The organism is Allobosea massiliensis, assembly GCF_042655245.1.
GTDB lineage: Bacteria > Pseudomonadota > Alphaproteobacteria > Rhizobiales > Beijerinckiaceae > Allobosea > Allobosea massiliensis.
Map to the genome: position 1 here is coordinate 100,230 of NZ_JBHSLU010000017.1, position 26,558 is coordinate 126,787.

Annotated in this window: 36 protein-coding genes; 2 read left to right on the forward strand and 34 right to left on the reverse strand. The window is 61.9% G+C overall.

Features of this window, described 5'->3' with window-relative positions:
* Position 1: 1 nt before the first annotated feature.
* Genes ACFPN9_RS09470 through ACFPN9_RS09480 form a run of 3 tightly spaced genes read right to left on the reverse strand, consistent with a single transcriptional unit; the run spans position 2 to position 1,355 of the window.
* The gene (locus ACFPN9_RS09470; RefSeq protein ID WP_377816656.1) at positions 2 to 679 is read right to left on the reverse strand and encodes a hypothetical protein; all 678 of its coding nucleotides are present in this window, start codon (positions 677 to 679) and stop codon (positions 2 to 4) included.
* Positions 676 to 1,032: a DUF2958 domain-containing protein gene (locus tag ACFPN9_RS09475; protein WP_377816658.1), complete on the reverse strand. Its 357-nt coding sequence runs from the start codon at positions 1,030 to 1,032 to the stop codon at positions 676 to 678. Before ACFPN9_RS09475 ends, ACFPN9_RS09470 begins: the two co-directional genes overlap by 4 nt.
* Positions 1,029 to 1,355, reverse strand: coding sequence for a hypothetical protein (locus ACFPN9_RS09480; protein ID WP_377816661.1), 327 nt, complete (start codon positions 1,353 to 1,355; stop codon positions 1,029 to 1,031). Before ACFPN9_RS09480 ends, ACFPN9_RS09475 begins: the two co-directional genes overlap by 4 nt.
* Before the next feature lie 129 nt (positions 1,356 to 1,484).
* On the opposite strand from ACFPN9_RS09480, the gene ACFPN9_RS09485 reads away from it, so the two are divergent.
* The gene (locus ACFPN9_RS09485; protein ID WP_377816663.1) at positions 1,485 to 1,742 is read left to right on the forward strand and encodes a hypothetical protein; all 258 of its coding nucleotides are present in this window, start codon (positions 1,485 to 1,487) and stop codon (positions 1,740 to 1,742) included.
* 71 nt (positions 1,743 to 1,813) lie between these two features.
* Positions 1,814 to 2,851, forward strand: coding sequence for a hypothetical protein (locus ACFPN9_RS09490; protein ID WP_377816665.1), 1,038 nt, complete (start codon positions 1,814 to 1,816; stop codon positions 2,849 to 2,851).
* Between the two features lie 48 nt (positions 2,852 to 2,899).
* Here the strand turns inward: ACFPN9_RS09490 and ACFPN9_RS09495 are convergent, their stop codons facing one another.
* From ACFPN9_RS09495 to ACFPN9_RS09645, 31 genes are all read right to left on the reverse strand, one after another.
* Positions 2,900 to 3,370 (reverse strand): hypothetical protein, encoded by a 471-nt coding sequence (locus ACFPN9_RS09495; protein WP_377816667.1) that lies wholly within the window; start codon positions 3,368 to 3,370, stop codon positions 2,900 to 2,902.
* A 57-nt stretch (positions 3,371 to 3,427) separates the two neighbouring features.
* Positions 3,428 to 3,799, reverse strand: coding sequence for a hypothetical protein (locus ACFPN9_RS09500; protein WP_377816669.1), 372 nt, complete (start codon positions 3,797 to 3,799; stop codon positions 3,428 to 3,430).
* Between the two features lie 90 nt (positions 3,800 to 3,889).
* Positions 3,890 to 4,105, reverse strand: a complete 216-nt coding sequence (locus ACFPN9_RS09505) for a hypothetical protein (protein ID WP_377816671.1) — start codon at positions 4,103 to 4,105, stop codon at positions 3,890 to 3,892.
* An 84-nt stretch (positions 4,106 to 4,189) separates the two neighbouring features.
* Entirely contained in the window at positions 4,190 to 4,924 is a 735-nt protein-coding gene (locus ACFPN9_RS09510; RefSeq protein ID WP_377816673.1) for a hypothetical protein, read from the reverse strand.
* A gap of 11 nt (positions 4,925 to 4,935) precedes the next feature.
* Positions 4,936 to 5,427, reverse strand: coding sequence for a hypothetical protein (locus tag ACFPN9_RS09515; RefSeq protein ID WP_377816675.1), 492 nt, complete (start codon positions 5,425 to 5,427; stop codon positions 4,936 to 4,938).
* 72 nt (positions 5,428 to 5,499) lie between these two features.
* Positions 5,500 to 5,868: a hypothetical protein gene (locus tag ACFPN9_RS09520; protein WP_377816677.1), complete on the reverse strand. Its 369-nt coding sequence runs from the start codon at positions 5,866 to 5,868 to the stop codon at positions 5,500 to 5,502.
* Positions 5,869 to 5,959: 91 nt separating this feature from the next.
* Positions 5,960 to 6,535, reverse strand: a complete 576-nt coding sequence (locus ACFPN9_RS09525; RefSeq protein WP_377816679.1) for an ActR/PrrA/RegA family redox response regulator transcription factor — start codon at positions 6,533 to 6,535, stop codon at positions 5,960 to 5,962.
* A gap of 32 nt (positions 6,536 to 6,567) precedes the next feature.
* A complete protein-coding gene (locus ACFPN9_RS09530) occupies positions 6,568 to 6,912 on the reverse strand; it encodes a hypothetical protein (protein ID WP_377816681.1) in 345 nt (114 codons plus the stop codon).
* Positions 6,913 to 6,981: 69 nt separating this feature from the next.
* Entirely contained in the window at positions 6,982 to 7,362 is a 381-nt protein-coding gene (locus ACFPN9_RS09535; protein WP_377816683.1) for a hypothetical protein, read from the reverse strand.
* 43 nt (positions 7,363 to 7,405) lie between these two features.
* Entirely contained in the window at positions 7,406 to 7,633 is a 228-nt protein-coding gene (locus ACFPN9_RS09540) for a hypothetical protein (protein WP_377816685.1), read from the reverse strand.
* A 449-nt stretch (positions 7,634 to 8,082) separates the two neighbouring features.
* A complete protein-coding gene (locus ACFPN9_RS09545) occupies positions 8,083 to 9,258 on the reverse strand; it encodes a DNA methyltransferase (protein ID WP_377816687.1) in 1,176 nt (391 codons plus the stop codon).
* A gap of 4 nt (positions 9,259 to 9,262) precedes the next feature.
* The gene (locus tag ACFPN9_RS09550) at positions 9,263 to 9,601 is read right to left on the reverse strand and encodes a hypothetical protein (RefSeq protein WP_377816689.1); all 339 of its coding nucleotides are present in this window, start codon (positions 9,599 to 9,601) and stop codon (positions 9,263 to 9,265) included.
* Between the two features lie 61 nt (positions 9,602 to 9,662).
* A complete protein-coding gene (locus tag ACFPN9_RS09555; protein ID WP_068078868.1) occupies positions 9,663 to 10,484 on the reverse strand; it encodes an ATP-grasp domain-containing protein in 822 nt (273 codons plus the stop codon).
* Positions 10,485 to 10,554: 70 nt separating this feature from the next.
* Positions 10,555 to 12,045, reverse strand: coding sequence for a hypothetical protein (locus ACFPN9_RS09560; RefSeq protein WP_377816692.1), 1,491 nt, complete (start codon positions 12,043 to 12,045; stop codon positions 10,555 to 10,557).
* A 126-nt stretch (positions 12,046 to 12,171) separates the two neighbouring features.
* Positions 12,172 to 12,603, reverse strand: coding sequence for a hypothetical protein (locus tag ACFPN9_RS09565; RefSeq protein ID WP_377816694.1), 432 nt, complete (start codon positions 12,601 to 12,603; stop codon positions 12,172 to 12,174).
* A 27-nt stretch (positions 12,604 to 12,630) separates the two neighbouring features.
* Complete coding sequence (locus ACFPN9_RS09570) at positions 12,631 to 13,458, reverse strand: hypothetical protein (RefSeq protein WP_377816696.1); 828 nt, start codon at positions 13,456 to 13,458, stop codon at positions 12,631 to 12,633.
* A gap of 97 nt (positions 13,459 to 13,555) precedes the next feature.
* On the reverse strand, positions 13,556 to 13,912 hold the full coding sequence (locus tag ACFPN9_RS09575) for a hypothetical protein (protein ID WP_377816698.1): 357 nt from the start codon (positions 13,910 to 13,912) through the stop codon (positions 13,556 to 13,558).
* Between the two features lie 68 nt (positions 13,913 to 13,980).
* Positions 13,981 to 14,127, reverse strand: coding sequence for a DUF1127 domain-containing protein (locus ACFPN9_RS09580; protein ID WP_156449977.1), 147 nt, complete (start codon positions 14,125 to 14,127; stop codon positions 13,981 to 13,983).
* Positions 14,128 to 14,179: 52 nt separating this feature from the next.
* Positions 14,180 to 14,791 (reverse strand): hypothetical protein, encoded by a 612-nt coding sequence (locus ACFPN9_RS09585; protein ID WP_377816701.1) that lies wholly within the window; start codon positions 14,789 to 14,791, stop codon positions 14,180 to 14,182.
* 151 nt (positions 14,792 to 14,942) lie between these two features.
* A complete protein-coding gene (locus tag ACFPN9_RS09590; protein ID WP_377816703.1) occupies positions 14,943 to 15,593 on the reverse strand; it encodes a hypothetical protein in 651 nt (216 codons plus the stop codon).
* 74 nt (positions 15,594 to 15,667) lie between these two features.
* Positions 15,668 to 20,818: an N-6 DNA methylase gene (locus ACFPN9_RS09595; RefSeq protein WP_377816705.1), complete on the reverse strand. Its 5,151-nt coding sequence runs from the start codon at positions 20,816 to 20,818 to the stop codon at positions 15,668 to 15,670.
* A gap of 121 nt (positions 20,819 to 20,939) precedes the next feature.
* Entirely contained in the window at positions 20,940 to 21,485 is a 546-nt protein-coding gene (locus ACFPN9_RS09600) for a hypothetical protein (RefSeq protein ID WP_068078855.1), read from the reverse strand.
* Between the two features lie 96 nt (positions 21,486 to 21,581).
* A complete protein-coding gene (locus ACFPN9_RS09605; RefSeq protein WP_068078854.1) occupies positions 21,582 to 22,031 on the reverse strand; it encodes a hypothetical protein in 450 nt (149 codons plus the stop codon).
* Positions 22,024 to 22,578, reverse strand: a complete 555-nt coding sequence (locus tag ACFPN9_RS09610) for a hypothetical protein (protein ID WP_068078853.1) — start codon at positions 22,576 to 22,578, stop codon at positions 22,024 to 22,026. Before ACFPN9_RS09610 ends, ACFPN9_RS09605 begins: the two co-directional genes overlap by 8 nt.
* Positions 22,579 to 22,637: 59 nt before the next feature.
* Entirely contained in the window at positions 22,638 to 23,135 is a 498-nt protein-coding gene (locus ACFPN9_RS09615; protein WP_068078852.1) for a dual specificity protein phosphatase family protein, read from the reverse strand.
* A 94-nt stretch (positions 23,136 to 23,229) separates the two neighbouring features.
* On the reverse strand, positions 23,230 to 24,399 hold the full coding sequence (locus tag ACFPN9_RS09620) for a GGDEF domain-containing protein (RefSeq protein ID WP_068078851.1): 1,170 nt from the start codon (positions 24,397 to 24,399) through the stop codon (positions 23,230 to 23,232).
* A 139-nt stretch (positions 24,400 to 24,538) separates the two neighbouring features.
* A complete protein-coding gene (locus tag ACFPN9_RS09625) occupies positions 24,539 to 24,976 on the reverse strand; it encodes an N-acetyltransferase (protein ID WP_068078850.1) in 438 nt (145 codons plus the stop codon).
* A 7-nt stretch (positions 24,977 to 24,983) separates the two neighbouring features.
* A complete protein-coding gene (locus ACFPN9_RS09630) occupies positions 24,984 to 25,265 on the reverse strand; it encodes a hypothetical protein (RefSeq protein WP_068078849.1) in 282 nt (93 codons plus the stop codon).
* A 47-nt stretch (positions 25,266 to 25,312) separates the two neighbouring features.
* The gene (locus ACFPN9_RS09635; protein WP_156449976.1) at positions 25,313 to 25,759 is read right to left on the reverse strand and encodes a hypothetical protein; all 447 of its coding nucleotides are present in this window, start codon (positions 25,757 to 25,759) and stop codon (positions 25,313 to 25,315) included.
* Between the two features lie 125 nt (positions 25,760 to 25,884).
* Positions 25,885 to 26,124, reverse strand: coding sequence for a hypothetical protein (locus ACFPN9_RS09640; protein WP_156449975.1), 240 nt, complete (start codon positions 26,122 to 26,124; stop codon positions 25,885 to 25,887).
* A complete protein-coding gene (locus ACFPN9_RS09645; RefSeq protein ID WP_068078846.1) occupies positions 26,121 to 26,516 on the reverse strand; it encodes a hypothetical protein in 396 nt (131 codons plus the stop codon). Before ACFPN9_RS09645 ends, ACFPN9_RS09640 begins: the two co-directional genes overlap by 4 nt.
* Between the last annotated feature and the right edge of the window lie 42 nt (positions 26,517 to 26,558).

Consider the following 26,558-nt stretch of genomic DNA (forward strand, 5'->3'; position numbering starts at 1 on the left):
GTCAGGCGTCCTCGTCCTCTGGCAGCACCTCGAGCAACGCGTCGTGCGCCTCGGTGCACGTGATCAGCTCGTAAGCCTCTACGGCCCGCTGGAAGGCCGCACGCGATCGCGGATTGTCGGAGAGATAGTGGAGGTAGCCCGCCGGCGCTTCATAGCCATCCTGGCGCAGCAACAGGCCAGCGAGGTCGTTCACCTCGTTGACGATCTCCTGGCTGGTCTTCGGGGTCGACGGCTCATCCGGTGCTTCGGATGCGGCCTCCGCCGGCCGAGCCTTTTCGAGGATGGACGCGGCCCTCAACGCAGCGGTTGCGCAGCGCTGCCAGACGTCGCTGCGCATCTTCGCCGTCTTGGCCATCAGCGCGATGGTCGTGCGCAGCTCAAGAGCAAGAGCCTCTGTCGAAAGCTCTTCGGCATCGGCCACCGCTCCGACCTGAGCCTGGCCGGCGATGTCCTCGGCGTGGCTGATCACGAAGCGCATCGCTGCACGAGCCGCCTCGTCCTCGGCCCTTCGGAGGAGTCCGCTGTCGCCGAATTGTTCGGCGTTGCGGATGTTGCTTGCGAACCGGCGCAGCGGCGCGTCATCCGGCAGAAATCCGGTCGACTGCCACTCCAGGATGTCCTTGGAGACCTCAGCAAGGGTGGCGAGATCGATGGATGGAGTATGCTTCGACATGGTCACACCGCCTGGGGATTGATGATAGCGCCAGCGGCCATGGCAGCTCTGGCGTAGACACTGAGCGGTGCGTCCGCTCGGAAGAAGCGATCGCGCTCGGGGGGAAGACCTGCCGATCCTCGGATTTTGGAAATCTCGCTGATCAGGATTTTTCCCAGTTCTGGCGCGCCCTGTCCGAGATCCGCAAGGCCGAAGGCCACATTGGGGTCGGACGGGTCGAGCTCGGACAGGAGCCATGTGGCGGGCCCATCCGGAACGAAGATCTTCACCACGGGAATGGGATCGAAGCCGTCGCTATGCGCAGCCGCCTCGCCATTCCGCACCAGCGTCTCTCGGTCGTCTTCCGTGATCAGAATCAAGGCGTTTCCTTGCGTCGAATGGCGCGGCCGTCCTGGGCCTGCAGCTGCTGTTTCAAGAGATAGTACCCGGGCCCGACCTTGTCCCAGCTTGCGTCGAATTCGAGGCGCGCGCAGACCCGCTCGGCATGGCTTAGCTCAAGCGTGAATAGCTGCTCGCCATCGCCCGTGCGCAGCAATTCCTTTCGCGCGGCCTTGGCCGCAGCAACCCAGCCCTTCCATGCAGGCTGACCGTCTGCGTTCAGAGAGCGTGGATTGACCCCCTGGCTTTTGCAGATGGCGCGAGCCGCGCGCTCGATGTCAGCCGCTTCGCTTTTCTGCTGCATGGAGTGCTCCGATCTGACGAGGCGCGGCGTTCACGAGCAGATGCCTTGAGCGGCATTTCGCGACAGTGGACAGCGTCCCAGGCGAAGGTTGATCTGCGCGCTCGGACTCAGTCGTGGAGCCGGGCACTGATGGTCTGGGTCGAGCGCACATCGGCGGCTCGAGAGACCGACGACGTGACCTGGGACGCGATGGCCGATGAGCGGGCCGCGTTGCGCCGGCGGTTCTCGGCCAACTTCAGGCGAGCGGTTTCCCGGCGGAGCGAGACTGCGCTGAGGCTTTTGGACTGCATTTTAGGGGTTTCCGATTGGCTGGATTCACCCAAGCACGCACCCGCGTTGAACCTGCTCGATCTCGAAGCACACCAACGATTTAAGAGAGCAATTTGAGCTGTTTTCTCATCAGAGATTTGAAAGAGGTCTGTGATGTTCCACCACAAGATGCACAAGGGGACTGAGGCGTGAAGACAAAGAACCAGCTCGTGTCGATGCTTGCCGCTTCATGCGTAGCGCTCGCTCTTTCGGTGGACGCTGTTCATGCGCTCGAGGAGCCTTTGTTTTCGGTCTCCACCGGCAGAATGGGAAAACTCCCTGGCGGCATTGGTCCACTGGTGACCCCGCCTCAAGGGGAGCCGGTCGTTCAGGCCTACAAGGACTCGCTGACGAAATCCTGCGCTATGCTCGGCGGAAAGATCGAATTTCAGGAGCCGTTCGTGACGGCCGTCGATTTGAATTCGGACTACGTGCCCGATCTGCTCATGACTTCGCAGAGGACATCGTGCGTCGGGGCTGCAAGCTACGACTCCGGGTCCGCAGGGCACGGTGTTCGCTGGGCGGTGAGCCGTACCGACGGCACGTACGCCGTGGGGGACAGCGTCCTTCGGCAAGCCGAGATCGAAGAGACGATGAGGAACGGCAATCAGGTCACCTTCCATTATCACGGAAGCGCCTGCGGGAAGGTGGGAGCGGCCGATTGCCGTGAGGTCGGCCGCTTCGACAAGGACGGGAAGTGGCAAAACGTTGCGTGGCCCGACGGTCGGAGAGGATCTGATCAGGTCGTTGCGCAAGCGGCGACGGCGGCGTCCATGCCGAAAGCTACGACCAGCCAGGCCGACCTTTTCAATTTCGACACGCTGGGCGACCTCTCGTCATCGCATGGTCCCTACGATCACAACGGCAGCATGATGAAGATGGCCTTCGAGTATGGCCTCATCGTCTATGAGGAGCCGAAGGCGTCCCTGGCCGGCACCGCTCAGAAGGGCACCATCTTGTTCCGCGGTGATCCCTTCACTGAGGGCGGCCGCTTGAAGGGCATGGCGGTGGCGTTCAAGAAGGGCTGCCCGCCGGCCGAGTATCAGGTGACGGGAACCTACTCGCGCGACCGAACGACGGTGACCCTGTCTGGCGCCGGGCCCGTTCGCGAGGGTTGCACGGTGGTCGGCTACTCGACCAAAAGCCCCCATGCGAGGCTCGTCTTCAAAAGCATGATGAGCGATTGACCTTGTCGGCCGGCGTTCCCTCGGCGCCGGCCGACAAATCTTCTGCAGTCACTTCGATGCGTCGGTTAAGATCGCCGCGAGAACGGGCACCTTTTTGCATTGCCCATCGGCACTGGCGCGAGCGTCGCTGATCAATGGTTCGAGCGAGGCATGGACCGGTGCGCTTGCAGCCGAAAAAGCGTAATTCACAGCTGCGCTCTTCGTGGGCGCTAGCTGGGTTTGCACGAGAACGTTTATGAGAGATGCGAGATTGGTGGTGCCCACCACCAAACAGCACGACGAGATGCTCGAGTAGGCTTCATTTCGGACGGGGTCCTGTCCCCAGCCCTCCCTCAATTCGGTTAGGAGGTGGGTGACTTTCCTGCAGGCACGACTGAGGTCCGAGAAAAAGGGACGCCCGGCTTCGACTAAGGCTTTGATGCTTTCAGCAGACTCGTAGCGCTTTGCGAGGTTCGTGCGATCGTCGGCGATAGCTCCGCCGGCGATCGTGATGAGTGCAGCAGCCAGAACGATGCGCATTGGCTTGTCCTTCCAAAATCGCGCTATCGATAATTTTTGGCAGATTATCGCCAATCGTCAACGAGCGACCTTGTATCGAACCTGCAGCCCAAGCCCGTAGCGGCGCCCATAGCTGCGCCCAGCGGTTTCCGACCAGCCTTCGCATGCCGACCAGCTCGCGAGATCGGCCTGGCTGCATCGCGCGAGATCGATGTCGCGCGGAAGCTCGGTCACGACCACGTCGACGTGCCGCCCCCTCATCTCGCGATCCTCGAAGAAGCGGATCGTGTCTCCGACCTTGAGGACCCGGTATCTTTCCGAACCGGGCCAAACTGCGAACCGCGTCGTCGAGGTCCGCTCGCCGGCGAGGATCGCCTCGAATGTCGTTTTCGACTGGAGGCCTGTGCGTGCGTCACGGCCGTAAGCGAAATACATGCTGGCTTTGAGCATTTGTCTCTCCGGGCTTTCGATTTTCGAATTTGCGGAGTTTTGTCCGATCGCCAAAAAAGAAGGCCCGCACTCGCGGGCCCCCTTTCCTCTTCAGCCGCTGCGCCCGATCTTGATCGCGAAGCCGACGCCGATGATCGCGGTCACGATATGAGCGCCAAGGGCGAATTTGGTGAAGCCGAGATAGGTCGAAAGCGCAGGCACGCCGACGCAGATGATGACCGCCAAGAAGGCAATCGTGAACATGGTGAAGTCGAAGGGGGTGGACGGGGTGCGGTCGCTCAGATGGTAGGTTTCGCGGTGTTCCATCGATCGTCCTCCATGGGATTTTGAGACCTTCTGGCCTCAGCCTCCCCGGACTGGATCCTTCATCTCTGAGCGCTTGTCCCGCTTTCAGTCTCCAAGGCCGATGCCGTGCGCCTTCGGCTGTGCAAGGCCCAGATCCCGCTGTGGCCCGAGATTCACCGGCTCTGCCTCCACGAGTTTCAGCGATGCGAGGAGATTGCCAACGGGTCGCCTTTCAAGGGCCGCTTCGGACTCGCGCAGCTGCCTTTCACTGATCTGCTCGGGCGTTTCGAGGCGATGCCCCGCGCCCGGCGCCCACGGCATGACGTCCCTCAGAAGTCCAAAAACGTGACCATTTTCTGCTTTTGGAGCGTCTATCCCCGCCCGCCGGACAGACTCGCTTGCCAGCGAGTTCGAGTTAGGGCCCGTCGGGGCGTATACATGCCCCTGCGCATCGATCTCCATGGCGTGCTTCTTGATGTCCGTCCAGGTGGATTCAAGAGCGGAGTCGGGCCCTTCTTTCAGCGTTTGCTTGTAGTAGCTGTCGAAGGTCGCTTGGTCGAAAACCACGCCCCTATCGGTTTGGAGGCCGGGCCAGTCTGGGGAGGTGATGTCGTAGGGGCCGATCGAGACGGCCAATCTCCCGAAGCGGGACGCCTGCAGCTGCTCTTCGTGCGGCAAGGATCTCGCGCTCATGGATTTGAACTGCAACGTCTGATCGTGTTCTGGCCCGCCGCGAACGACCTCCTGCGAGCCATCGTCCCGCGAGTACAGGAGAAATTGGTGGCTTGCCCCGTTCCACACAGTACCAGCAGGGCTGTAGATCATCTGGATGGAAGCCACGGATCAGAGCCTTACGGATAGAGCTTCTTGTTGACGATCGCGGCGGCGTCGATCTTCACAGCGCCAGTGCTGTGATCGGTAGAAAACGCGAGAACGACGGTATCTTCGCTGTGGAACGCGCCCGCTTCTCCGATGATTGCTCGGATTTGGTCGGGGGTGAAACCGATCGCGAATTTCTGGCCGTTTGCGAGGGCGTCACCAATGGCTGGGACATTCAGCTTGACCGCCCTGAACGGCAGGTCGCGTGCGACTATCTGCGAGAGGAATTCCGAGAACGCGGCGGTAGACTGACCTGCGAACAGGTTTTCCACGAGTGGCTTGAGCTCGTGGCGCTGGCCCCGCATCCCGGCGCGCTCCTGCACGGCGATCGCTAGCGCGTCTGCGAAGGGGTTGCCTGCGTTCTCGATCATGATTTTGGAGTCAGCTTTCGCGGATGAAGCAGAAGCGCCGGCGACGGCAAAAGCCAGGCCGAGTGACACTGCGAAGATACGAGGGAATTTCACAAAATTACTCCTGAGGCGAATTATGCCAGACCGCCAAATCGCATGTAAAGCGAAGAGGCTGTTTTATGCCGCTTAATCGCTAAGAAGCCGCGTTGCCGCGGCCGCGATCGCAAGCGCGCTGGACCAGCACCAGGTCTTCGCGGTCGCGATGAGGATCGTTGGATTGCGGTCGTGCTGACGCGGGACTAGCGAAATGTGGGCGTAAAAACCCTCATTCCCACCACGCACAGCGGTGCAGTCGATCCACCGGAAATTGTCAAAGGTCTCCGGCAGGTCGTCGACGTAGCGCAGAATGGAAAATTCGCTCTCGCCGAACTCGATGCCGGCCGCTTTGATGGCCTCGTTGAGGTCGATCAGAACGTCTTGGATGGGGCGCCCTTCGTGCGGGATCGGCTTGAGCCGCGCCAGCGTCTCGAAGGAAGGCAAGGCCTGCAGGGGCACGTCCTGAGCGAGAGACGATGTCATGCTTGATCCTCAAACGAAAAATGCCGGCCTGGCGGCCGGCATTGATGGGGTTGGAATTTGCGAAAGGTCAGCGAGGGGCTCTCTTCGAAAGGATCCGCTGCAACGTGCGTCGATGCATGTTCAGCTTCTCGGCCGCGTGGGACACGTTGCGGTCGCACATCTCATAGACGCGCATGATGTGTTCCCAGCGGACACGCTCGGCCGACATCGGGCTGTCGGGGGCGTCGACCTTGCCGCTCAGCGGAGATGCCATCAGCACCGCGTGAACCTGGTCTGCATCGGCAGGCTTGGAGAGGTAGTCGAAGGCGCCGTTCTTCACGGCGGCGACGGCGGTGGCGATGTTGCCGTATCCGGTCAGCATGACGCTGCGCGCCTCGGGTCGGCGGTCGCTCAGGCTGCGGATGACATCCAGGCCAGAGCCGTCCTCGAGGCGCATGTCGATGATGGCGAAAGCCGGCGGGTTGGAAGCGATGTCAGCGATTGCAGCACCGACGGTGTCGACAGTCCGGACGTCGTATCCGCGTGTCGTCATCGCCCGGCCCAGCCGCTGCAGGAAGGGCTTGTCGTCGTCGACGATGAGCATGCTCTTGTCGACGTAATCGTCGAGGGAAAGCGGCTGATCTGCTTCGATGGTGTCGATCATGTGAGCGTCCAGTGCAAGGGGTCGGCGTGCGCTTACGCGGCAGCGACGGTCAGCGGGAAAAGGGCCTGGTTGAGAGCGTGACCGGGGTTCTGGACGTCCTCATCGGAGACCCCGGCCTCGTTCGAAATGCCGTCCTGGGCAGGACCCCAAAATTCGAGGCACCCATCCCATTCTGTGAGGTCACCCGCGATGAGATCGGCCTGATCGAGCAGCTTGAGCCTCAGCGGGCCTGCCGCATCCAGGGCATTCTCGACTACCTCGAAGCGGGCGCCGGTGCGGACCATGTAGTGCGGATAGGCCTCGAGCTGCTCGAAGCTCTCGACCACGTTCCCGACGCGGAACTGCTCGGAAATCTGGCGATAGGAAAGGCGGTCCATAGGGGTCCTGAATGTTGGCGTCGCGGGGACCGGTGAGGGTTCAGCGCCTGACGGCGGGCTTGTTCAGCGTCAAGCGATCACCCCAATGGGGTCGAACGGGTACGGCGAGCTGTAGACCTGTCTGGGCTGTTCGAGGTCCGGCGGGAGCGCAAACACGACCGTCGGCGCAAAGCGTGGATAGGTCAGGTCGGTGTGCGTCTCGAGGTAGCTGAGCGTGCACGAGTTGATCGAGTTGACGATCATGATCGTGACAGCCGTGACACCGAACAGGATGACCGGCACAAAATGGTTCAGCGGCTCCGGGAAGGTGCCCATCGCCGCAATCATCACGCCGACGTAGCCCGCGACCTGCAGGATGCGCGAAAGAGGCCAGTCGTTGACTGGCCCAAGGGGTGGAGAAGGAACCTCGGCGACGGTCATGCGAAGCCGCGGGATCTGAAAGTCGGTCATGAAAGGCCCAGGCCGTGACGGCCCCCTCAATAATTTCCGGGGTTTAGCCCAGAAGGAACTCTGTGTACCGGCGCTGCAAACGCTCCTTCTCGGCGTCGCTCAAACGCTGTGCCTGGCGAAGCGTGAGGCCGACTTTGGCCAGGAAGCGGTTCTGAAGGTCCGCGGCCTTCTCTGCGATCTCAAGCGCCACGGACGCAGCGATCTTGAATTCCGGCTCGGTCGGCTTGTGCGCGAAAAAGCGGGAGCCGGAGTCGAAATCGAGATAGGCCATGGCGTGTCGCAGCTCCAATCACGGCGGATAATTCCCGATAAAATGAGACCGCCTTCGATATATCGCCATTATAGGCGAGGCGACACTTTCTGACCACCCGCGACGCGCTAATCAGGCACGTCGCAATGGAGCCGATTTTCAGCGTCATCCGCACGCATCCAACCCATTGAAGCATTGACGTTTTTAGACCGCCACCGACGCGTCCATCGAATATCGGAGCGCGCACCGTCGGCGGTTTAGAGTGATTTATTCGTTGACGCCGGATTTTACGGCGATTATTTAGAGCCTTGAAGCAGATTGTTCCGAAACTTCCGGATTGAATTTTCCCGCCGCGCTGCGCGCCGGGAATCGCTCAAGGTCTGTTTTACTCCGGCACCACGGGGGTTTGACCACTTGGCCCGCTCCTCCGGAGCGGGCCTTTTTCGTGTGCCGCTACCGTCCGCCGGCGATCATGCGAATCGGGCACGTCCGCCCTCGATGTAGTCGAGCATGCATTCGCTGGCGATCCAGCGGCGGCCGAGCCTCTCGGCGACGGCACCGGTCGTCAGCGAGCCTCCGAAGGGATCGAAGACCAAATCGTCGGCGCGGGTGAGGAATTTGATGAAGTGCTCGGGCACCTCAGCGGGAAAGCGAGCCGGATGGACTGGCAGCCCGCGTTCCTTGCACCAGCGGATGTAGTGCGAGTTGCTCTCGGTGTTCGGAGCCGTGATGAGGTTGCCGGGGATGGCTCCGCCATTGTCACGCGCGAATGCACCCTCGTCCTTCTGGTAGCCGGCCGGGCTGGTGGAACCCTTCTGTCCACCGTCCTTGATCACCTTTCGCATCGAATCCGAATAGGGCGTCAGGATCGCGCGATTGTTGGCGTAAGGCTGATCGCTGGGCGAGAGCCAGAAGATGCTTTCGAGCGAGGGCTTTACGCGGACGCGGCGGATCGTGACCCATTCCGCCGGCACCGGCATCTTTGCGGGATTTTGCCAGGCGAAGCGCTGGCACAGCTTCATCCCGAGCTCGTCCTCCAGTCGGATCAGGAGGCGTTCCTGATACAGCGAGAGTGTCGGCTCGCCGCGGCGCCAGGCGTCGCCCAGGTTGATGACGACGGATCCGTCGCTGGTCAGCTTGCGGCCCCATCCTTCCGCGATGCGCAAGAACCAGTCGACATAGGTCGCCTCGTCGCGGTTGCCGTATTCCTTCTTCCGCAAAAGGGGATAGGGCGGGCTCGAAAAGATGAGGTTGACCGAGCCGTCGTCGATCATGCCGACGGCGTCCTCGCAGTGGCCGTAGAGGGCCGCTCCGCGGTCGGTGACGAAGATGGTGACGACCATGCCCGGCATGGCCTTCCTGAGGGCTCCCTGCCCTTTTCCGGTCAGCTCCCAGGTGCGGCCTTCCGCCGGCGTCATGAGCCCCATGAGCTTCGCCCGCTGCTGCGCCCAGCGAACGCTCCGTTCGAAGCCATTGTAGCTGTTGGCGCCGATCTGGAGCTTTGCCCGGCGGGTGTCGTCGGCGAGGTCGATCTTGTCGGCGACGATGTCATAGAGATCGCCGATCTTTGCAGGCGTCGTGCGCTCTTCGAGGGCTTCGAGCAGCGGAAGCATCAGCTGCGACTGTCGATAGAACGTGCGGGCCATGCCTTCAGCCCTCGGAGGCGCAGGCGAGCGAGCCGCCGAGCCGCTGTGCGACGAGCTTTGCTGCGGCGAGCGGCGCCATCAGCTTCGGCTTGTGGCGCTGGTCTTCCCAGTCCACCAGATTGACGAACGCGGGCACGACATCCCAGTCGTATGCGGTGCCGTCCAGGCTATCGCGCTCGAACAGTTCGAAGGCCTCCACAATCCACGAACCGATCGCGGGGCACAGGGATCGCATGTGGACGGTCCCGTTCTTTTTCCACTGGGCCACGATGCCGGGGTTCTGTGTTGGGAAACGATCGTAGCGTTCCAGGAGGTCCTCCCAGACGCAGAGGGCGGCTTCCATAGCGAGATGGCTCCACTGTGGGCCAGCGGTCATGGGTAATCTCCGTACTGAGGAAATCGGATCAGGAAGCGAGGCCGCAGCCGCGAAGCACTGCCGACGTGAGAAGCGTGGGGTCGCAGGCGAAGAGGCCGATCTGGCCGAGCATGAGCGGATTGAGCTCGACGATGCCGATCTCGCCGTTGATCATCGCGACATCGAGAGAGAAGCTCTGGGTCGGCATCAGGGGGATGACCTGGCGGGCAAAGTCGAGATACCGGCCGACCAGCGCCTCGTCCGAGGTGCAATTGTCATCGGAAGGGTTTGTCGAAACCAGCGGATTGAACGGAGCCTGGTTGTCGTCAGGGGTGTGGCTGAAGACGGTGCCGGCGCCGGTCACGGGTTCCCCGTTGACCACGAAGATCCGGTACTCGTGCTTCATCTCGACGCGCTCCTGAACGATGAGGCAGGGGCCGCGGTCGATGAAGGAATAGACGAGTGCATCGAGATGGCGCGACAGCGTGGTGCCGCGCGGCACGACTGAAGTGTGGAACTTGGGCATGGTGGCTTTGACGAAGGCGTCATGGCCGGTGGCATGGATTTCCGCAACACGCTTTGAGGCGCCAGCGAGGTCATGCACCTGGGTCGTGCGACGCGCGTTCGAAAGGAAGCCATCCCAGTTCCAGTAGTCGAGGTGGAGGTGGCTTGCCGCCGGGTAGGACAGCGTTGCCGGCCGGGCCCAGTTCTTCGGCGGCCGTCCGAAAACGTGGGTGGCGTCGGACGGAAACGTGCTGACGATCGCGATCTGGCCCGGCAGGGCAGCGAGCAGCGCGCGCTCGATGTGATCGCTCTCGATTTTCTCTTCGCGGTCGTCGCCTGCGTAGGGGCGAAAGGCCAGCTTCAGCATCTGCCTGTCCTTACTGGGATTATCGGCTTGGGTGCCTCACCAGCGAACGCGGCAATAGTGGATGATTGATTTAGCCTAGATAGCCTGGAACGGAGGCGACGACGGCCAATTTGCGGTTTTCATCCCAGGCGAAATAGACGCGGATGCATTTCGTCGGGTCGTTGGGATTGCCCTTGTTTCTGAGGTGGTGGTCCGCGAGGAGCTTCGTCGACGTCCCTTCGATCGAGAGCCTTCCTTTGGCGCTGTCGAGCGTGCGCGGCGCGACCGGGGCTGCCTCGAGGTGAAGTCGGGCGAGCGCCTCATCGAGGGCGCGAACAGCCTCCTTCCCGCCGTCCACCCGCATTTTGCGATATTCGACCGCCAGCACCGATAGCGCGCTCTTGAGCGTTTCGAGATCCTTGAGTGCCGAGCCCTTCGCGGATTTTATCGCCTTTTTCGAGATGTCGAGTTGACCGGAAAAATGAGACGCAGCCCAGTCGCACACTTCTGCGACCGACCGACGCTTTTGCGTCTCGCAAGCCGCCGGCGCCTGGCTCTTTGAGAGTTTGGCGACGCGGGCCTCGGCGATCTGCAGGGCAGCGGTTCGTCGCTCAAGAGCGGCTTCGAGCTCGGCGATTTTCTGCCGGAGATGAAGGCTTTCGGTGAGATCTGCAGCGACAGAGGTAGGGATCAACCGTAAATGGCTGTCGAGAGAGTAGATGTCCTCGAACCCGACATGTTCCTCACGCCTCCCGAGCAGGCGGACGGCGGTGCGTGCCGTCTCCGTGAGGACGGCATCGGGCGTCTTCTCATCGAACGGGATCACCCTCCCCGTCTGGCTCGCGCCCGGACCTGTAGGGGAAAAACCCGGCCCGTAGACGCGGATGGCGCGACGATATGCCGAGAGCTCTTTGCCGAACCGTGTCGAGAGAAGGTAGGTCTCGTCACCTGGAACGATGATGACGTGGGCCACTCCGATCAGCCGCTTTGAGAGCTGGAATGGATCGACCGCAGCAGTTGCGATCCGGCGCTCATTTTCGTCCAAGGAGACAACAACCACCGGCAATTTCCGGCCTGCGTCTTCGATGAATTCGATCAGCCTCGGCATCGTTTTGATGTTGGCCAATTGGGGGCGGGCATGGAGTTGAACGCCATCCCGAACGGCCACGAATTTCGAGGAAAGAAAATGGAAAATATCAACCTGATCAGAACCGACACAATCACTTGGGACATCAAGTAATAATCGGGAATGACCTTGCTCGGTAATCAGCGTGAGATCAAACGCAACACGCCCGAAGCGACATCTTATCGTCCATCCGCGCCCAGTCTTCGTCGCGAATTTTGCACTTATTATTGCCTGATCATCATAAATTTGCTGGATGCTCAAGCCCGGCGCAATTTCCAATCCATGCCGTTCGGAAATCCAGGCTGATATTCGCTCTTGAATTGCGTCGTGGCAGTCCGGTTTTTCGAGATCGCAGATCGTGGCTGATAGCGTTACCGGCCACGACACGATGCCGCCAGACTGCGGCTCGCCGGAAGCTGGCGCGATCCTAACGCGGGGAGCGAGAATCCTGTCCATATGCCGAGCTTAGGTCGCTCAGAATTACCCGGCAAGGCGCGAATTGGGGAGGGTGTCAGTTCTCTCCCCAGAATATTTCGATGTGAGAGGTGATTTTACGGACCTGCCAGGGCCGCGGAGGCTGGACTAACCGTCCGCTCGCGCTCTGGCGCGCCGGCGCTGTTCGATATTGGCGACGAGGAGGGCCATGCCTCGGATGAAATTGCGGCGATAGCCCTTGGGCTTCCACCAGACGCGGTCCCATGGCCAGCCGTGCGGCGGCCGCTTGCGGGTTTGGTTTTTCGGGTCGAGGTAGGCAAGCCCTGCTGCCACGAGTTCAGGATGGGCGTATCGATCGTCGTGAGCCGCGGTCCATCCTTCCACGTCGATCTGGCGCTGCCTTTCTGCCGCAACCTCGGCGAGGATGAGGACGTGGGACGGCTGCTCGGCGACGATAGCGTGGGCGGCGGCCTCCAGCCCGACCACGACACCATTCTCGATGCCGACGTTGGCCTGCAGGATCGCAAGGATTTCACGCTCGCTGCGCAGCCCGGGCCACGCGGTGGCGACCTGGCTCATTTGCACGTGTGGATTCATCGGAAACCCCTATTTCGCCCGTTGCACCTGAACGCCGCTCTGATGCGGGGCGGCAATGAAGAAGATGGTGGGAGCGTTGGCTTTGCCGTGCGTCGAAGCGCGCGTCATGCCGTGGAAATAGACCTCACGGTCACCGTTCTTGAGTGCCGTGGCCGACTTGAACGTCTGCCGAATCTCTTTCGCTGTGGGCTGCGCGACTGTCTGCAGGACGAATACGTCGCCGAACTTCAGCCACCGATAGAACCCCTCACCCTGAAAAAGCGCCGAGAGAGGACCCTTTCCGGGAAAGCGGATCACCTGACGATCGAAGCCGTCAGATGTGTTGTACCGCTTGGCCTGCAGGCGCTCTCCCTCGAGAACGACCTTCACGGGCGTAGGCGCCTTTGGCGTCTGAACGGGGGGCGTTCTTGGACGTGTCTCCGCCTCAGGGGCCGGCTCCGGCTCACGCACGGCCTCACGCACCGGGATTTCGACGGGCGCCAGCAGGCTCAGCCCCTCGACGCGTCGATGCTTCCAGCTCGAAGCGGAGGCGACGTAGAGCGTCAACCTGCGCACGCCGGCATCGAACAGCGCGGGTACGGCGCGCAGCAGGGTGTCATCGCCGGCCTTCGTTGCGGGGAGGATGACGTGCTCTGGCTCACCAGATCCGTCGACCTTGATTTCGAGCATGCGGTAGGACGCTCGCCGCTCATGAGCAATGGGGTCACTGACGCTGATTACGTCGACCACATCGTGGCTGAAGACCGGCACGACTGGAGGCTTTTTGGGCCTGATTTTCGCGTCGGCGGCTGACGGAATAATCGCGTTATTTTCTGAACTGCTATTCGACAAATGCATTTGCGCCCTCGGCGAGAAATCGCGGGACCAGAAGGAAAAATAATGCCTAATTATAGCAGATGCACTTGGGGGCGGATAGCGCCAGTTTCAGCGTGGCTCAGAGACCTTCCAGAAGCGTTTCGGCTTCTGCGGTCAGATGGTTTTTCAGGTTCGGTGCGATCCACACCAACCGCGCGTCCCGTAGCTTTCTGAGCCCGGCAGCCTCGGCTCCCACCTTCTCGTCGCGGGCAATGGACCGCAGCAGAGCGATGTCGTCCCCAGTTAGTAGGCGGTCAAACTCTCGCAGGGCGTCATCACCAGCTTCCGAGCGGCGATAGGCGCCGCTTTCCACGAGCACATGGCCGGATTTAACGAGCTTGTTGAGCATCGCCTTCGTTGGCCCGTACGCTGGCCTTGGCTGTGCCGTCGAGGATGCTGAGGAGCGGAGGTAGCCAATCTTTGTGGCGTCGAGCATGGGATCCTCGTGGGTTTTGCCGCCTTAGGCAAAAAAAGAGCCCGACGTGTCGGTCGGGCTCGTTTCGCTCACCGCGGGATGCGGGCGACGCTGTCGATCTGCATGCGGGTGATGCCGATGTCGTTGAGCGCGCGATCCGAGAGGCGCGAGAGAGCCTTCGCGGTCGCGCGATAGCGCAGGTAGGAGTTGATCTTGGCGGTCAGGATGGCAAGCATGATTTTCTTCTTGGGGTTGCAGGATCGGTTTGATCTCTGAATTCGATGCCCTTTATGAGCAATATTTTTGGTGGAGCTCGCGATATTTCGAGACGTTCTCGACGGGGTACTGCACCGCAACCGCCCTGTTTGGGGTGACGAACCTGACCAGGATCTCTGTCGCGGCTTCCCTCCGCACGGCGTCGATGAAGTCCTTGGCGATCTGCCCCGACGAGGCTGCTGCTCGGCCATTCATCAGGCGCCATCGCTCGGTTTTCGACTGAGCGTCTCCGATTTTATAGGTGACGCTGACATCGTTCTCGAGCTTCTCGGCGATCGACCCCTCGTCTTCCATCGTGAAGATGACGGATGTCCAGCCTGCTCGGCAGTTGAGGCCCATCACCATCTGCTTCCCCGACGAAGCGTCAATCTGAGCGGTGGTCGCCCGCAGAGAGAAGCCTTTCTCGTCCTTGCGCACTGCAAACGTCATCATGGCGTTCGCACAGTTGAACACCGCATCCGCTTTTTGCTTGTCCGCGGACGCCGGAAATCCAAGTGCCGCGTGGCATTGGTGCGCCTTCGCATTGAACGCTTGGTCGGATTCGGTTTCGATCGAAGCGTGATCGTCATTTGCCAATGCGATGCCCGGGAAGGCGATGAGGGCGGCTAGCAGCAATCGAAGCATTGGCAGGGGCTCTTGATTTAGGGCGGTCTGTGTATCGGCCTGGTGGGCGGCGGGGAAGCGCGATTGCAGTCGGCTCGGTTTTGGCGCCTGCCTCCGGCTTTGCCCCGTGGCTTTATCGCCAGCGCCCCGATGGACATGGGAGAATGTGCATTTAGCGGCCTGTGGGCTGCCGGAGCGATTGGACGTGCTGGATAAGGTTCACCCAGCTCGCCTTTGCCTTCGGCTTCATGCCCTCCGGAGGCGCGACGTGACTAACTTTGATGGGAACGCGCGTCATGACGCTGGTGCCCCGTTTAACGCGATCCTCGGCTTTGTTACCGAAGAGCACGATCGTCGCCTGGGGCAGAAGCTGCAATTGCGGTTCAAGGTATGTTGGTGCGCAAATTCGATCGCTGAACCACCGGGTCGTGTGGTGGATCGAGCAGAGCCTCCCCTCGGTGATCCAGACCTTCTTCAACTGCTCGTCAAATGAGCCCGGCCAGAGCTGGTCCAAGATCCAACGCATGTTGCGGTGAAACGGATTATGGGATGAACGAAAGCACCGATAGGTGTGCTCGATTCCCTCTCGCATGAGCTGATCGGATGACGCGCCCTCCGTGTAGCGCTCTCCTTCCATCGGCCCTCCAGGCTCGGCGATGACAAAGATCGCCTCGACTTCATCAAGGCGACCTGTTGCTCCAACGAAGCCGCGCGGGATGAGGCCTTTTGAGGGGCTTTTTTCTGCTTCTCTGCAGGTACCAAAAAATCTGCAGCTGTAGGCGTCTCGCATGACGTCCAGCAGGGCGGAATTCGGCATCATCATCTTTCAGCCCCCCTGCGGTCGCGAATCCGCGACCGCTTCCCAGTCCATGGCGGGGGAAAATGCCATGACCGCGCCTAGGCTGCGAGAGCCTGCGGATCGGCCTCTTCAGCCGCGGCGGCAGCAATTGCAGCTGCCTCCTCCGCTTCCTTGTCTCGCGCCAGGTCTGCATCGATCGCTTCGAGTTCGGCGCGCTTTGCGGCGAGCTCGGCTTCGAACGGATAGTCGGCGCCGAGGCGAGGCACGAGCTGGGCGATCTGATCCTGATCGAACTCGACGAGCTTCTGATGGCGAACCATCGAGCTTTCGAATTCGCTCAGCTTCTCCTCCAGCATGTTGCAGATGACGCCGCCGGCGGTGTTCGACCGACCGCGGATTTCATGGCGGAGATTGGGAGTGACGATCTCCAGTTCGCTGTAGATGTTCTCGAGGAAGTAGCGCGTCGAGTACTGGATCTCGAAGCCGCGGATTTCGCCGATCTTTCGGTTCTTGATCCCATCCTGCGAGAACGGGGCGCGCTTGTCGAAATCGCCCATCGCGTCCTTGAGCGCCTTTCCAGCCTCCTTCTTGTCGAAGAAGGTGTCGGTACCGACAGTGATCTGGAAGGCCGAGGTCATCGCTCCTCGATCGTTGATGTCGGACGCCAGGTCGGCAACCATCCGCTCCGCATGGGCGATTTCGCGCTCATAGCTGCGGATCTTCGAACGGATCGTGTGCTGCTCGTTGTAGTGAGCATCGCGAAGCCGCTGCATGCGGCCGATCTCGCTCTCGAGGCCTGCCTTCTGCATCAGGCGCGGGTCGCCGGACGCGATGGCCTTGGCCATGGCGAACTGGTTGACCGCGTCCTCGCCGACGTCCTCGAGGCGCCGGATCGACCGATCGCCGCTGAGTGCGGCGGTGATGAACTTCGCCTTGCGCTCATTGCCCTGCCACTGCGTGGCGTCGACGCTCTGTTCGGTCGCGTAGGCATAGATGCCGATCCAGGGGTTCTGGTTGCCCTGGCGATCGATGCGCCCCTCGCGCTGTTCGATGTCCGACGGCAGCCACGGCACGTCCAGGTGATGGAGCGCGATGAGGCGGTTCTGGGCATTCACGCCTGTTCCCATCTTCTTCGTCGAGCCCAGCGTGATGCGGACCTTGCCTGCGCGCATGTCCGCGAACAGACGGTTCTTGGCCTGGCTGCCCTTGTAGTCGTGGACGATAGCGATCTCGTCGGACGGGACGCCGAGCCCGATCAGGGAGTCCTTGATCCAGCGATAGGCCGAGAAGCCGCGCGTCTTCTCGACCGAGAGAGTCCCGAGGTCGGAGAAGATCATTTGCGTGCCGCCCGGGCGATCGTATGGGGTGCCGTCCGGCTGCAGATAGATGGTGTCGGACGACTCCTGGTAGATCCGGAAGGCGTTGGCGATCAGCTTGTTGAGCTTGTTGTCGTTGTCGTTCCCAGCGTCCGGCAGCACGAAGCGCAGATCGATCGCCGCATGGCGCCCGTCGGTGATGACCGAGAGCAGGATGTCGTCGCCCTTCTTGGGCGAGCCCTTCCGATTTTCGATCGCCTTGATGCGAGCCTCGAGCTCCTTCTGGTAGATCTTGAACTCGGCGCTTGGCGGCGCCGTGATGATCTGGCGCTTGCCGGTCAGGATGCTGGGGCGCTTCACGTAGTTGCGCAGGTCCTCGGCCGAGACGACGTCGGCGAAGCCGCGGAACATTGCGATCAGCTCGGGGACGTTCACGAACTCGGAGAAGCGGGTGACGGGCTTGTATTTGCCCGACGGCTGCAGCTCGAGCTCGGTCCGCGTGTTGCCGAAGGCCGAGGCCCAGGAGTCGAATTCGCTGAGGTTGCGCTCCATGAGCGCGCCCTCGTCCATGAAGCGCTGGACGGTGAACATTTCGCCGAGCGTGTTGGTGATCGGCGTGCCGGACGCGAGGTTGAGGGCGCGGTCGACATGGACTCGCTTCTCGCCCGACATCTGCCGGCGAACGTGGCGGACGAACTCTGCCTTACAGTAGAGGTCCCATGCCATCTGGGAGCCGTTTGGATCGACGCCCTTGAGGCTGTTCATGTTCGTCGTGAACGACAGCTTCCGGAATTCCTGGGCCTCGTCGACGAAGATCTGGTCGATGCCGATCTCCGACATCGTGAGGAAATCGTCCTTACGAGCCTTCAGGTTCTCCAGCCGGCCCTTGAACGTCTCCTTCATCCGCTCGAGCTTCTTGCGGGTGAGGCGGTCGTCGGAATCGAGGCTTTTGATGATGGCCTCATACTCCTCGATCATCCGCTCCATCATCTCCGTCTCGAAGTCGACCGGAAGCGGAATGAACTTGAACGCCGAGTGCGTGATGATGATGCAGTCCCAGTCGCCGGTGGCGGCGCGGGCGAGGAAGCGCCGGCGCTTTTCACGAGCGAAATTCTGCTCGTCGGCAACCAGGATCTTCGCCAGCGGATAGAGCGCGAGGAATTCGCGCGCGCACTGGGCCAGGCAGTGGCCGGGCACCGTGAGGACCGCCTTGGTGATCAGGCCGAGACGGCGCTGCTCCATGATGGCGGCAGCGATCGTCGCGGTTTTGCCCGCGCCGACAGCATGCGCGACATAGGTCGAGCCCGCAGAGATCAGGCGCCAGATCGCATTCTTCTGATGCTGATAGAACGCGAACGTCGAAACGGCGCCGGGCAGCTTCAGGTGCGAGCCGTCGAAGCGACGGTTCACGAGGTTGTTGTAGCCGTCGTTATAGAGGCGTGCGAGCTGGTCTGCCCGCGTGCTGTCACGCCAGACCCAGTCCTCGAAGGACTGCTTCATCGCCTGGAGCTTTTCCTTGGCGGCCTCGGTCTCCTTGGCGTTGAGCTCACGGACGGTCCGCCCGTTGGCATCGACCGTCTCGTCATAGATCGACGGAATGCGCGAATTCAGGGCGTCGAGCAGCACCTTGCCCGCGTCGTAGCGCATGGTGCCCCACTTCGCGTTCACGGCGGTGGTGTACTTGAACTTGTACTCGTCGATGGTCCACGACGCCGCTTTGGGGACGTGGCGCACTTTCGTTGCGACCTCGATCACCTCTTCGGCGAATTTCTCGACGACGGACGCCGGAATCCAAGGCGCGCCCAGACGGGCGGTGATGTCAGACGGCGGAATATCCGTCGGCTGCACCTGCTCGAGGGCTTCGACGTTGCGAGCATAGTTCTGGTCGTTCGCGGCCGCGCTGATGGCATCCAGCAGCTTCTGGCGCACATTGCCGGACAGGTACTCATCCTGGGTCTGCCAGGCCGCGGTTTCCGGATCGAGGTAGAGCGCGGTGTCGAGCTCGGCCAGGGTCTCGGCCTCGGACTTGTTGAGCAGGCCCGCGATATAGGCGACGTCGACCTTGCCGAATTCGTGAAGGCAACGCGCCAGCGCGTCGGCAGCCGTGTGGATCTCCGGCTCGATCTCGCGGGCGATGACGGTCTTGTCGAAGACGAGGCCCTTGCGGGCGGTCTGCGCCTCGAGATCGTATTCCTCGATGGACGCGACCAGCCAGCAGTCGGGGTCGTCACGGAAAGGCGCGAGGTTGGGCTGGCGGTGGAGTTCCTTCCGCTCGCCGGTCACCTCGTCGACCTGGACGTGAATGTCGGTGTGATTGATGAAGCCGTGCTTCTCGACGAAATCGTCGTAGAGCTCGTTGAGATTGATCTGCTCTTCCACGGAGCTCTCGAACCGCTCCTGCAGCGACAGGATCGAGCGCACCGCATCGCGGATCGGGATCAGCGCGCGAATGAGCTTGGCGTGCTTCTGGAAGATGCCGGCGTCACCGCGCGCCTGCTTCACGGGAACGACGTGAGCGCGTCCGTCGATGACCTGCATCAGCACGTCGGCGTCGCTGACGAAATAGGAGCCCTCGCGAAGACGCGCGTTGTCGTTCGACTCGATCTCCGTGCCGGTGGGCGCGGTGAGCGGCGAGACAGAGCTGTCGCAGTCGCAGATGTCCTCGGGCAGGCTGAGGATGGCGGCCTTCAGCGCAGCGCCCAGCGGGCGGTTCCGATCAGGCTTGCAGACGTAGGTGAGCTTCGGCCCGTAAATGCCACGGCCGACCGTGTGCACGCCGAGCACCATGTCCGGGTGATCGAGGAAATACTCGTTGATCGAGATTTCCTCATGGCCCGGCGTTGAGGCGCCGCGGGCCTCGACCCATTCGACGCCATTGCTGTCCTCGCCCTCGAAGCGGCGACGAAAGAACAGGATGTCGACGCCGACTTCCGTGCCGGCGGTATCCTTGAAGGTTCCCTCGGGCAGACGGATGGCGCCCACCAGATCGGCCGTCTGAGCGATCTGATGACGGACGCGCGAGTTGCGCTTGTCCATGGTACCCTGGCTGGTGATGAAGGCCGCGATGCCGCCCGGGCGAAGATGATCGATCGCCTTCACGATGAAGAAGTCGTGCAGCAGCAGGCCCATGCGACGGTAGGCGGCGTCGGAGCGAACGACGCGCGCCGAGAACGGCGGGTTGCCGATCGCGAGCGAGTAATCGTCCGGGATGCGTGTCAGGCCGAAGTCCTCGATGCGGACGTCCGCATCAGGATGGAGCAGCTTGGCGATGCGGCCGGTGACGGGGTCGGCCTCGACGCCCGTCAGGCGCGTCTGGTCCTGGAAGCGCTTCGGCATGTGGGTGAGAAACAGACCGGTGCCCATACCGGGCTCCAGCACATTGCCGCCCTTGAAGCCCATGCGCGTCACAGCGATCCAGATCGCGTGCACGAGGCTCTCGGGCGTGTAGTGGGCGTACTGGGTGCTGCGCGCGAGCGAGGAGTGGTCCTCCTTGCTCACAAGGCTTTCCAGCGACGCGCCGATGTTCTCCCAGCCCTGCCGGAACTCATTGTTCCTGGGATCGCGGAAGCACTTGTTGGCGAGCTCGCTGGCGCCGAAGCCAGTGAACAGCGCAAGCTTGGCCTGCTCGTCGCGGGTCGCTTCCCGGCCTTCCGAGATGATCTGGTCGGCGAGCATGATCGCTTCGATGTTCGCAACCGCCCTTCCCTGCCATGTCGGCGCGAGCGCGCGGGCCGCAGTGCTGTAGAAATTGCGCTGCGTCGACAGGGATTGCTGGACGATCGCAACAGCGGGGACATCGGCCGCCGGCGTGGAGCCGACGTCCGTATCATTGCGCTGATTTGAAGACTGAGCTGCGAACATGTCGAACTGCGCACCAGTGGCGGCGACCGCCGCGAATGAGGCGTCGGGCAGACCGCTATTTTCAAGATACATCGATTTTATTCCGGGATTGAATTTTACCAGGATATTCTGAATTTAGCGACAGCCGGAGACATCGGCGGAATTTCCGACGAGAACAAAAAAAGGGACGCCCCGGTCAGAGGCGCCCCTTGAATTAGCGCCACTGATTGGCGCGATAGGCTTTCCAGCAGCGCTGACGGCCCAGACGGATATCGTCCCTGGAATTGGGAAGATCCCGCTTGCGGCCGGCGGCGCTCGGAGGGAGGCCGATGTCGATCATCTGATCGTCGCCGGCGTCCGCCCAGGTCCGCTCGTTCGTCGTCTGAACGAGGCGGTAGTGGCTGCCGCGGTGGCGCCGGCCGCAGTGGATACCGGGCCAGGCGCCATCGCGGAACCGGCCGCGAGGCTTCTTGCGGCGCTTCTGCTCGACGATAACGCTATTGAGGCGTTCCAGCTCGTCGATTCCGACGGGATCACCGAGATCCGTCGTGATGACGAACAGAACGCTTGCGGGGTTGAGGAGGCTGTCTCGGTCGAAGGCGGCACCGATCGAAACCTGCCATGGGCTGAAGGGGTAGCCGCGTCCGCGAAGCGCCTTTCTCGTGCTAACGAAGGCGTCTTCGAGGGAGTTGAAGGACCAGCATTCCCGGTCGCGATTCAGAACCAGGTAGCGGGCGGCATGAGGGGCGACGATGTGCACGTGTGATCTCCGATGATGTGACTACATCGGAGGGCGCGGGGCAGGTTCGCCTTGCGAAAAAAGCGCATGGAAATTCCTCTTAAATGAGACGGTGTCTCAGGCAGAGATCTTATCGGCAATTTCTCGGCGGCCGAGGCGGCTCGAGAAATCCGACTGCACGCGTGCCGATTTCGTTGCGCGCGGGGGTCGATATGCCTCGAGCGGCCGCCAGTACGGCTTGTTCGGCGTGCGAAAGTCGATCTCGATAGCCGGGATTGCGAATGCAGCCGGACCGGCCGCGGCATAATCGATCGAGCGACCAGGGCTGCGCGCATCCTGGATCTCGGTGATCTCGGAGACGTTGTCGACGTTGAACCGCAGCAGATGAGCCTTCGCAGGATTGCAGCCGCGCAGCGCGCCCTGCGCGGTGGTGGAGAAGTAGAGGCCGTCGACAAGGACCTCCCCCTCGCCTTCCACCCTCACCGGGCGGCTCTTTAGCCCATTGCGGGCAATCCCGCTGACCTCGTCGCGATCCACGACGAGATAGACGTAACCGAAGCTATCCATGGGTGGTCCTCTTGTGGTGCTCAGGCGGCGCGTGCGGGGTTCGGAGCTGTCCGGTGCGCCGCATCATCGCAAACCACTGGGCGCGGCTCAGGGAGACGGGCTTGGCCGTCGAAGTGCCACGGTTGTGAGCGCGGGCGATGACGAGATCGTTGAAGTCGGCGGCGGCGAGTCCGTAGTAGCGGACCGCGAGCCAATCCCAGGCCTGCGTCTGGACGTTCGGAACATGGACCTCGAACTCGTAGAGGTTCAGGGCAAACGGCTCACTCGCGACAAGGAGGAGCTGGCCGGCGTCGTCGATCGCAACGTGGTCGAGGTTCTCGATGGCCTGCGGACGAATGCGAACGTGGAAGACCGCCTCTTCCGGTGAGGCGTGTGCTGCCGCGGCTGCTGCCGCGGAATAATGGCCACGCAGGACGTGCGCGCGCCCCGTATAGGTGTCGACCTTGGCGACCGTCGACCGAAGGCCGAAGCCCCTTCTGAGGTCGGAAATCTCGTCCCTCGTGAGCGCGAGATAGAGAGGCTTGTCGGAAGTCCGCTTGAAAGGCATCACGCGTCCTTTTTGGGATTATTGAGCGATCTGGGTCGCCTCCCTCAGGACTGGTTTCGCTACCAAATATCGTTCGGATCCGGTGCCAGCCGGTGACAATGAGGAATGTGCCGCACAAGGGCCCCGCCCATTTGCAACTGCCCGTCGGCCAATCTGATCATGAGCCGGTTCGGCACATAGCTACCGCACGGGATGATGCGGGCGAGTTCGCCAACAGCGGCGTGCGGAGACCGGGTGAGCGTGGCGACCATGATCAGGACGGCCGCTGGCGAACGCGATACCCCCATCGCGCAGTGGACCAGAACCCGGTCATCCGGATTGAGGGTCCGCGCGAAGCTGATGATCGAGGCGACGTGTTCTTGCGTCGGAGGCTCGACCCAATTGCTGCCCACCTCGCGCTGCTCCACGTCGTGAAACCGCAGGATGTGGTGATCGGCCTCGAAGGTTGGGCAATCTTGGTCTGGATCGAGGATCGAAAGGATCTTCGTAGCCCGTCGCTCTGCGGCGCGTATGGGCGCGAGCTGAATGGGAGAGATATCGAAGGACGGAAGGGTCATCGGCCTCGGGGTTCGTGCCTGGGGTGCCGTTGATGCAGTCGAAGGGGTTGCTGCAATCGAATGATCGTTCGCGGGCTCAACGCTCGCCAGGCCGCTATGCGGCGGCCGAAATTCCATTCGCCTTGGCGACCTCGATCCGGTTCCTGCCGAGCGATTTGGCCCGGTACAGGGCCCTGTCTGCGGCATCGAGGAGGGCGTAGAGCTCGAACGTCGACGCCTTCGCTTCGGCGACGCCGATGCTGACGGTCGGGTTGCTCTGCAACGCCTCGATTGCCTGGGCGTTTTCCGAGAAGCCGCATGCGATGAGTTCGCCGATTTCACGGGCGCGCTCAATGTCCTTGCCTGTCAGAAGAAGCGCGAATTCCTCGCCGCCAAGGCGCGCGATGACGGCTTCGGGGCCGGCGGCCCGGGTGGCGGCATCCGCGAAGGCCTGCAGAACACGATCACCGATTGCGTGCCCGTGGCGATCGTTGATGGCCTTGAAGTGGTCGAGATCAAAGGCAAGCAGTGAGATGGCGATGCCTTGGTCCTTTGCGATTTTGACGGCGTCGCCTCCCCGCTCGAAGAAGCCGCGCCGGTTGGTCAAACCAGTCAGATCATCCGTGCGCGATCTTTCGAGAAGGCTGACCTGATACTCCTCGCGCACGAGCGCGATCAGAGCCATCGGCATGGCAACTGCGTACAGCGAACCCTCGAGCATCGTTGTGGCTGCGAAGAAGGGAAGCATCTCCCGCCCGAAGGCTGCGACAGCCATGGGCATCAGGATGGCGCGCGCCAGATAGAATGCGCCATGGAACGCGAACACGGCGACCGCGAGGTTCTTGCTCCGGAGACCGCGCAAAGCCGTGCTGCGTTGCAGTGTGATGGCTGTGAGGCCGCTGATGATCCCGATCGGGAGGGCAGACACGTAGTGCCAGAACATGTCGGTCATCGGCAGCCCGCCGACGGCCCAGACGACCGCAGCCGCGCCCAGCGTCGCCGCCGTCCAAAGCAGATTGTAGGGGCGGTCGATTGTCACCACGCCTTGAAGCACGATGAGATAGCCCAGGAGCATGGTGATGTTCGTGAGCGCCGGGCCGGTGTTTCCCGGCAGGTAGCCACGCATCAGCCCGACGAAACATCCCGCAGCCAGGGTGAAGAAGCCTGCCGCCCAGAAGCCGAGCTCGCGCGACCGCAGCGGAGCCGCCCGACGCTCCCAGAGCGTCATGGTAGCGCCGACGAGCAGCGTAGCGAGTGTCAGGTACCAGAGCGTGCGCAGGTCCATCTCAGCTTTGATCGGGCGGCCTCACCGCGTCCCGACCGACACTCCCCGTTCGGTTGATCATATGATCTGAGACAAAAGGGGTTAATTTTTTCGTTCTGGCAATCGATACGAATGCAATGATCGAGTGGGAATCGAGTCTTTAAATGCCGCGCTTCAATGCATCGCTCTGTTCTGCAAGCGTTATTGGCGTCGGCTTTGCCCATTTAACAAAATCGGAGGCAGGAAAGCCTTCGCATTGAGGTATCTCAACATAGCCATGACGCAAATGCATTTGGGCCAGATCGGGATTCAACACGCACTCGTGCACGATAACTTGAATAAACGGATGTGCAGCGGCGAACGCTTCCACGAAGGTGCATAGCTCTCGGAAGTACCCTTTGCCCTGCAACTCAGGCGTCAGGTCAACCTTGGCAACAACAATCGCGTGATATCGCTGAGCGTCGATCGCTTTTGCGCTGTTGCGAATATAAGCGGAAAAGATGCGGTCTTGCCAAAGCTCTCGGCTTACCGGCATTCGCAGCGGCGCATCAGGAAATAGCGCCCTGATCTGAGCCTCGATTGACGGTATCAGCGCCATATCGGTCTCAGACGCGCTCGGCGTCTTCCGCGATCTCGAAGTCTTCGAGCTGGTGCGAGTAGGTCGAGCCGATCAGGACCAGGCGCCGGCCGGAATCGTGACCAGACAGCATGCAGGGCCTGAACTCGTAGTCCTGGTGCTTGAGGGAGCTTGTGGTGCCGTCGTAGTGGCGCCAGGGCTTATGCCGCGGCCGCGCCCAGACGAAGACATGGCCGCCGTACTCGAACTCTCGCGTTGCCGGGTCGTTGGCCGGCTTGTCGACCTCAGCGAGGACGTCTGCAGTGGTCATGTGATCCCTCATTCTGCGAAGACCATAGGGTCGCTCGTAATCGGACGCTAGGCCTGCCCCGCCGGCGTCACGGTGCTTTGGTCTTGGGTGGCCGCGCGTACCGACCTCTCGATCGTCGCCAGACGGTCTCGACCGCGCGTGGTCAACCGCATTCGCATCTCAGAGATGTTGGTCAGCGTACCGTCGATCTCAAGCCACTGGCGTTGGCAAGCGTAGCGGATCTCGCCGGCATCATGGAGCGGGTCGAAGTTCGATGCGCTGATCCAGGCTTCATCCGCCGGCGGGTTTTCGAAATTGAGGTCTGCGATCAGCTCGCGCAGCTTGGACTGCATCGCGCTGAGATCGCCGCGCTCGCCTTCGGCCTGATAGGCGGTTGCGGCGTCTCTCCCGGCATCTGTCAGGAAGAACCGGAAGCGCTCGGGCATGGTGCCGCTCTCGACGATCTTGATCAGCCCGCGTTTGGCTGCATAGCGCAGCTCCGTCAGGCCGTGCATCGGATCGAACCAATGGCGGGCGAAGACCTTCTCCTCGGGAGCCGGATTGCGCTCGGCAATGTTCGCGAGCAGAGCGTCTGCGCGCTGTGAGATGTTCTGCATGAGCCTCTATCGATCTTCTCGTGTCACGCGAAAGCTGGCGCGAGGTCCTTGTTTTCGATCATCAGCGCCGTGACGTGCGACAGCCGCTTTGGGTCGATCCCATAGCGTTCGCTGACTGCGATGACATGGCGGCGAACGAGCGTGCGCCGGTGTGGGGTGCTCTGTTCGATCCGCGCAATCTGATCGTCGGCTCGGCATGCCCGCACGAGATCCATGACAGCCTCGTAGGGGTAGGCCTGCTGCGTTTCGACTGGTTGTGTCATGCGGTGGCCTCCCATGCGCGGTCGCGGAAGATGTCGTCTGCCATCTGGTCGAAGGGGATGACTGGCATCGAGGCCACATCGATGGTGCCGAGGTATCGGTGCACCGGGTGGTTCGTGATGAGTGGGTCGGGAACCAGTCGGGATTTCTCGACACGCGCATCGTCGATGACGAACACCACGACGTCGGCGAAGTGCTCCCGAGGAACGCTGGTGGGGTCGCCGAAGTGGAAGTACTGCTCCAGCATCACCAGGAGGCTGACCGCCGGAAGTTCGGCGAGGTAGACGCCCCCTTCGATGCCGGGCCAGTTGGACTCGCCGTGTCCAGGCGCGCCCAGGCCGTGCCGAAGGATGCTCGGCAGGTTCTTCTTGAAGGTGGCATGGAAGAAGGGCATGGCGATTTATATCACGCCCTTCTCCATGCGCACGGCCTCAGA

Coding starts and splice junctions, on each gene's coding strand:
- ACFPN9_RS09640 (WP_156449975.1), bottom strand. CDS start 26,124: ATGACACAACCAGTCGAAACGCAGCAGGCCTACCCCTACGAGGCTGTC.
- ACFPN9_RS09615 (WP_068078852.1), bottom strand. CDS start 23,135: ATGACCCTTCCGTCCTTCGATATCTCTCCCATTCAGCTCGCGCCCATA.
- ACFPN9_RS09595 (WP_377816705.1), bottom strand. CDS start 20,818: ATGTATCTTGAAAATAGCGGTCTGCCCGACGCCTCATTCGCGGCGGTC.
- ACFPN9_RS09480 (WP_377816661.1), bottom strand. CDS start 1,355: ATGCAGCAGAAAAGCGAAGCGGCTGACATCGAGCGCGCGGCTCGCGCC.
- ACFPN9_RS09645 (WP_068078846.1), bottom strand. CDS start 26,516: ATGCCCTTCTTCCATGCCACCTTCAAGAAGAACCTGCCGAGCATCCTT.
- ACFPN9_RS09610 (WP_068078853.1), bottom strand. CDS start 22,578: ATGCCTTTCAAGCGGACTTCCGACAAGCCTCTCTATCTCGCGCTCACG.
- ACFPN9_RS09555 (WP_068078868.1), bottom strand. CDS start 10,484: ATGCTGAAGCTGGCCTTTCGCCCCTACGCAGGCGACGACCGCGAAGAG.
- ACFPN9_RS09635 (WP_156449976.1), bottom strand. CDS start 25,759: ATGCACGGCCTGACGGAGCTGCGCTATGCAGCCAAACGCGGGCTGATC.
- ACFPN9_RS09585 (WP_377816701.1), bottom strand. CDS start 14,791: ATGCTTCGATTGCTGCTAGCCGCCCTCATCGCCTTCCCGGGCATCGCA.
- ACFPN9_RS09500 (WP_377816669.1), bottom strand. CDS start 3,799: ATGCTCAAAGCCAGCATGTATTTCGCTTACGGCCGTGACGCACGCACA.
- ACFPN9_RS09495 (WP_377816667.1), bottom strand. CDS start 3,370: ATGCGCATCGTTCTGGCTGCTGCACTCATCACGATCGCCGGCGGAGCT.
- ACFPN9_RS09575 (WP_377816698.1), bottom strand. CDS start 13,912: ATGCTCGACGCCACAAAGATTGGCTACCTCCGCTCCTCAGCATCCTCG.
- ACFPN9_RS09530 (WP_377816681.1), bottom strand. CDS start 6,912: ATGGACCGCCTTTCCTATCGCCAGATTTCCGAGCAGTTCCGCGTCGGG.
- ACFPN9_RS09620 (WP_068078851.1), bottom strand. CDS start 24,399: ATGGACCTGCGCACGCTCTGGTACCTGACACTCGCTACGCTGCTCGTC.
- ACFPN9_RS09560 (WP_377816692.1), bottom strand. CDS start 12,045: ATGGACAGGATTCTCGCTCCCCGCGTTAGGATCGCGCCAGCTTCCGGC.
- ACFPN9_RS09625 (WP_068078850.1), bottom strand. CDS start 24,976: ATGGCGCTGATACCGTCAATCGAGGCTCAGATCAGGGCGCTATTTCCT.
- ACFPN9_RS09565 (WP_377816694.1), bottom strand. CDS start 12,603: ATGAGCCAGGTCGCCACCGCGTGGCCCGGGCTGCGCAGCGAGCGTGAA.
- ACFPN9_RS09570 (WP_377816696.1), bottom strand. CDS start 13,458: ATGCATTTGTCGAATAGCAGTTCAGAAAATAACGCGATTATTCCGTCA.
- ACFPN9_RS09605 (WP_068078854.1), bottom strand. CDS start 22,031: ATGGATAGCTTCGGTTACGTCTATCTCGTCGTGGATCGCGACGAGGTC.
- ACFPN9_RS09550 (WP_377816689.1), bottom strand. CDS start 9,601: ATGGAAGCCGCCCTCTGCGTCTGGGAGGACCTCCTGGAACGCTACGAT.
- ACFPN9_RS09535 (WP_377816683.1), bottom strand. CDS start 7,362: ATGACCGACTTTCAGATCCCGCGGCTTCGCATGACCGTCGCCGAGGTT.
- ACFPN9_RS09525 (WP_377816679.1), bottom strand. CDS start 6,535: ATGATCGACACCATCGAAGCAGATCAGCCGCTTTCCCTCGACGATTAC.
- ACFPN9_RS09545 (WP_377816687.1), bottom strand. CDS start 9,258: ATGGCCCGCACGTTCTATCGACAGTCGCAGCTGATGCTTCCGCTGCTC.
- ACFPN9_RS09580 (WP_156449977.1), bottom strand. CDS start 14,127: ATGCTTGCCATCCTGACCGCCAAGATCAACTCCTACCTGCGCTATCGC.
- ACFPN9_RS09505 (WP_377816671.1), bottom strand. CDS start 4,105: ATGGAACACCGCGAAACCTACCATCTGAGCGACCGCACCCCGTCCACC.
- ACFPN9_RS09590 (WP_377816703.1), bottom strand. CDS start 15,593: ATGATGATGCCGAATTCCGCCCTGCTGGACGTCATGCGAGACGCCTAC.
- ACFPN9_RS09540 (WP_377816685.1), bottom strand. CDS start 7,633: ATGGCCTATCTCGATTTCGACTCCGGCTCCCGCTTTTTCGCGCACAAG.
- ACFPN9_RS09485 (WP_377816663.1), top strand. CDS start 1,485: ATGGTCTGGGTCGAGCGCACATCGGCGGCTCGAGAGACCGACGACGTG.
- ACFPN9_RS09630 (WP_068078849.1), bottom strand. CDS start 25,265: ATGACCACTGCAGACGTCCTCGCTGAGGTCGACAAGCCGGCCAACGAC.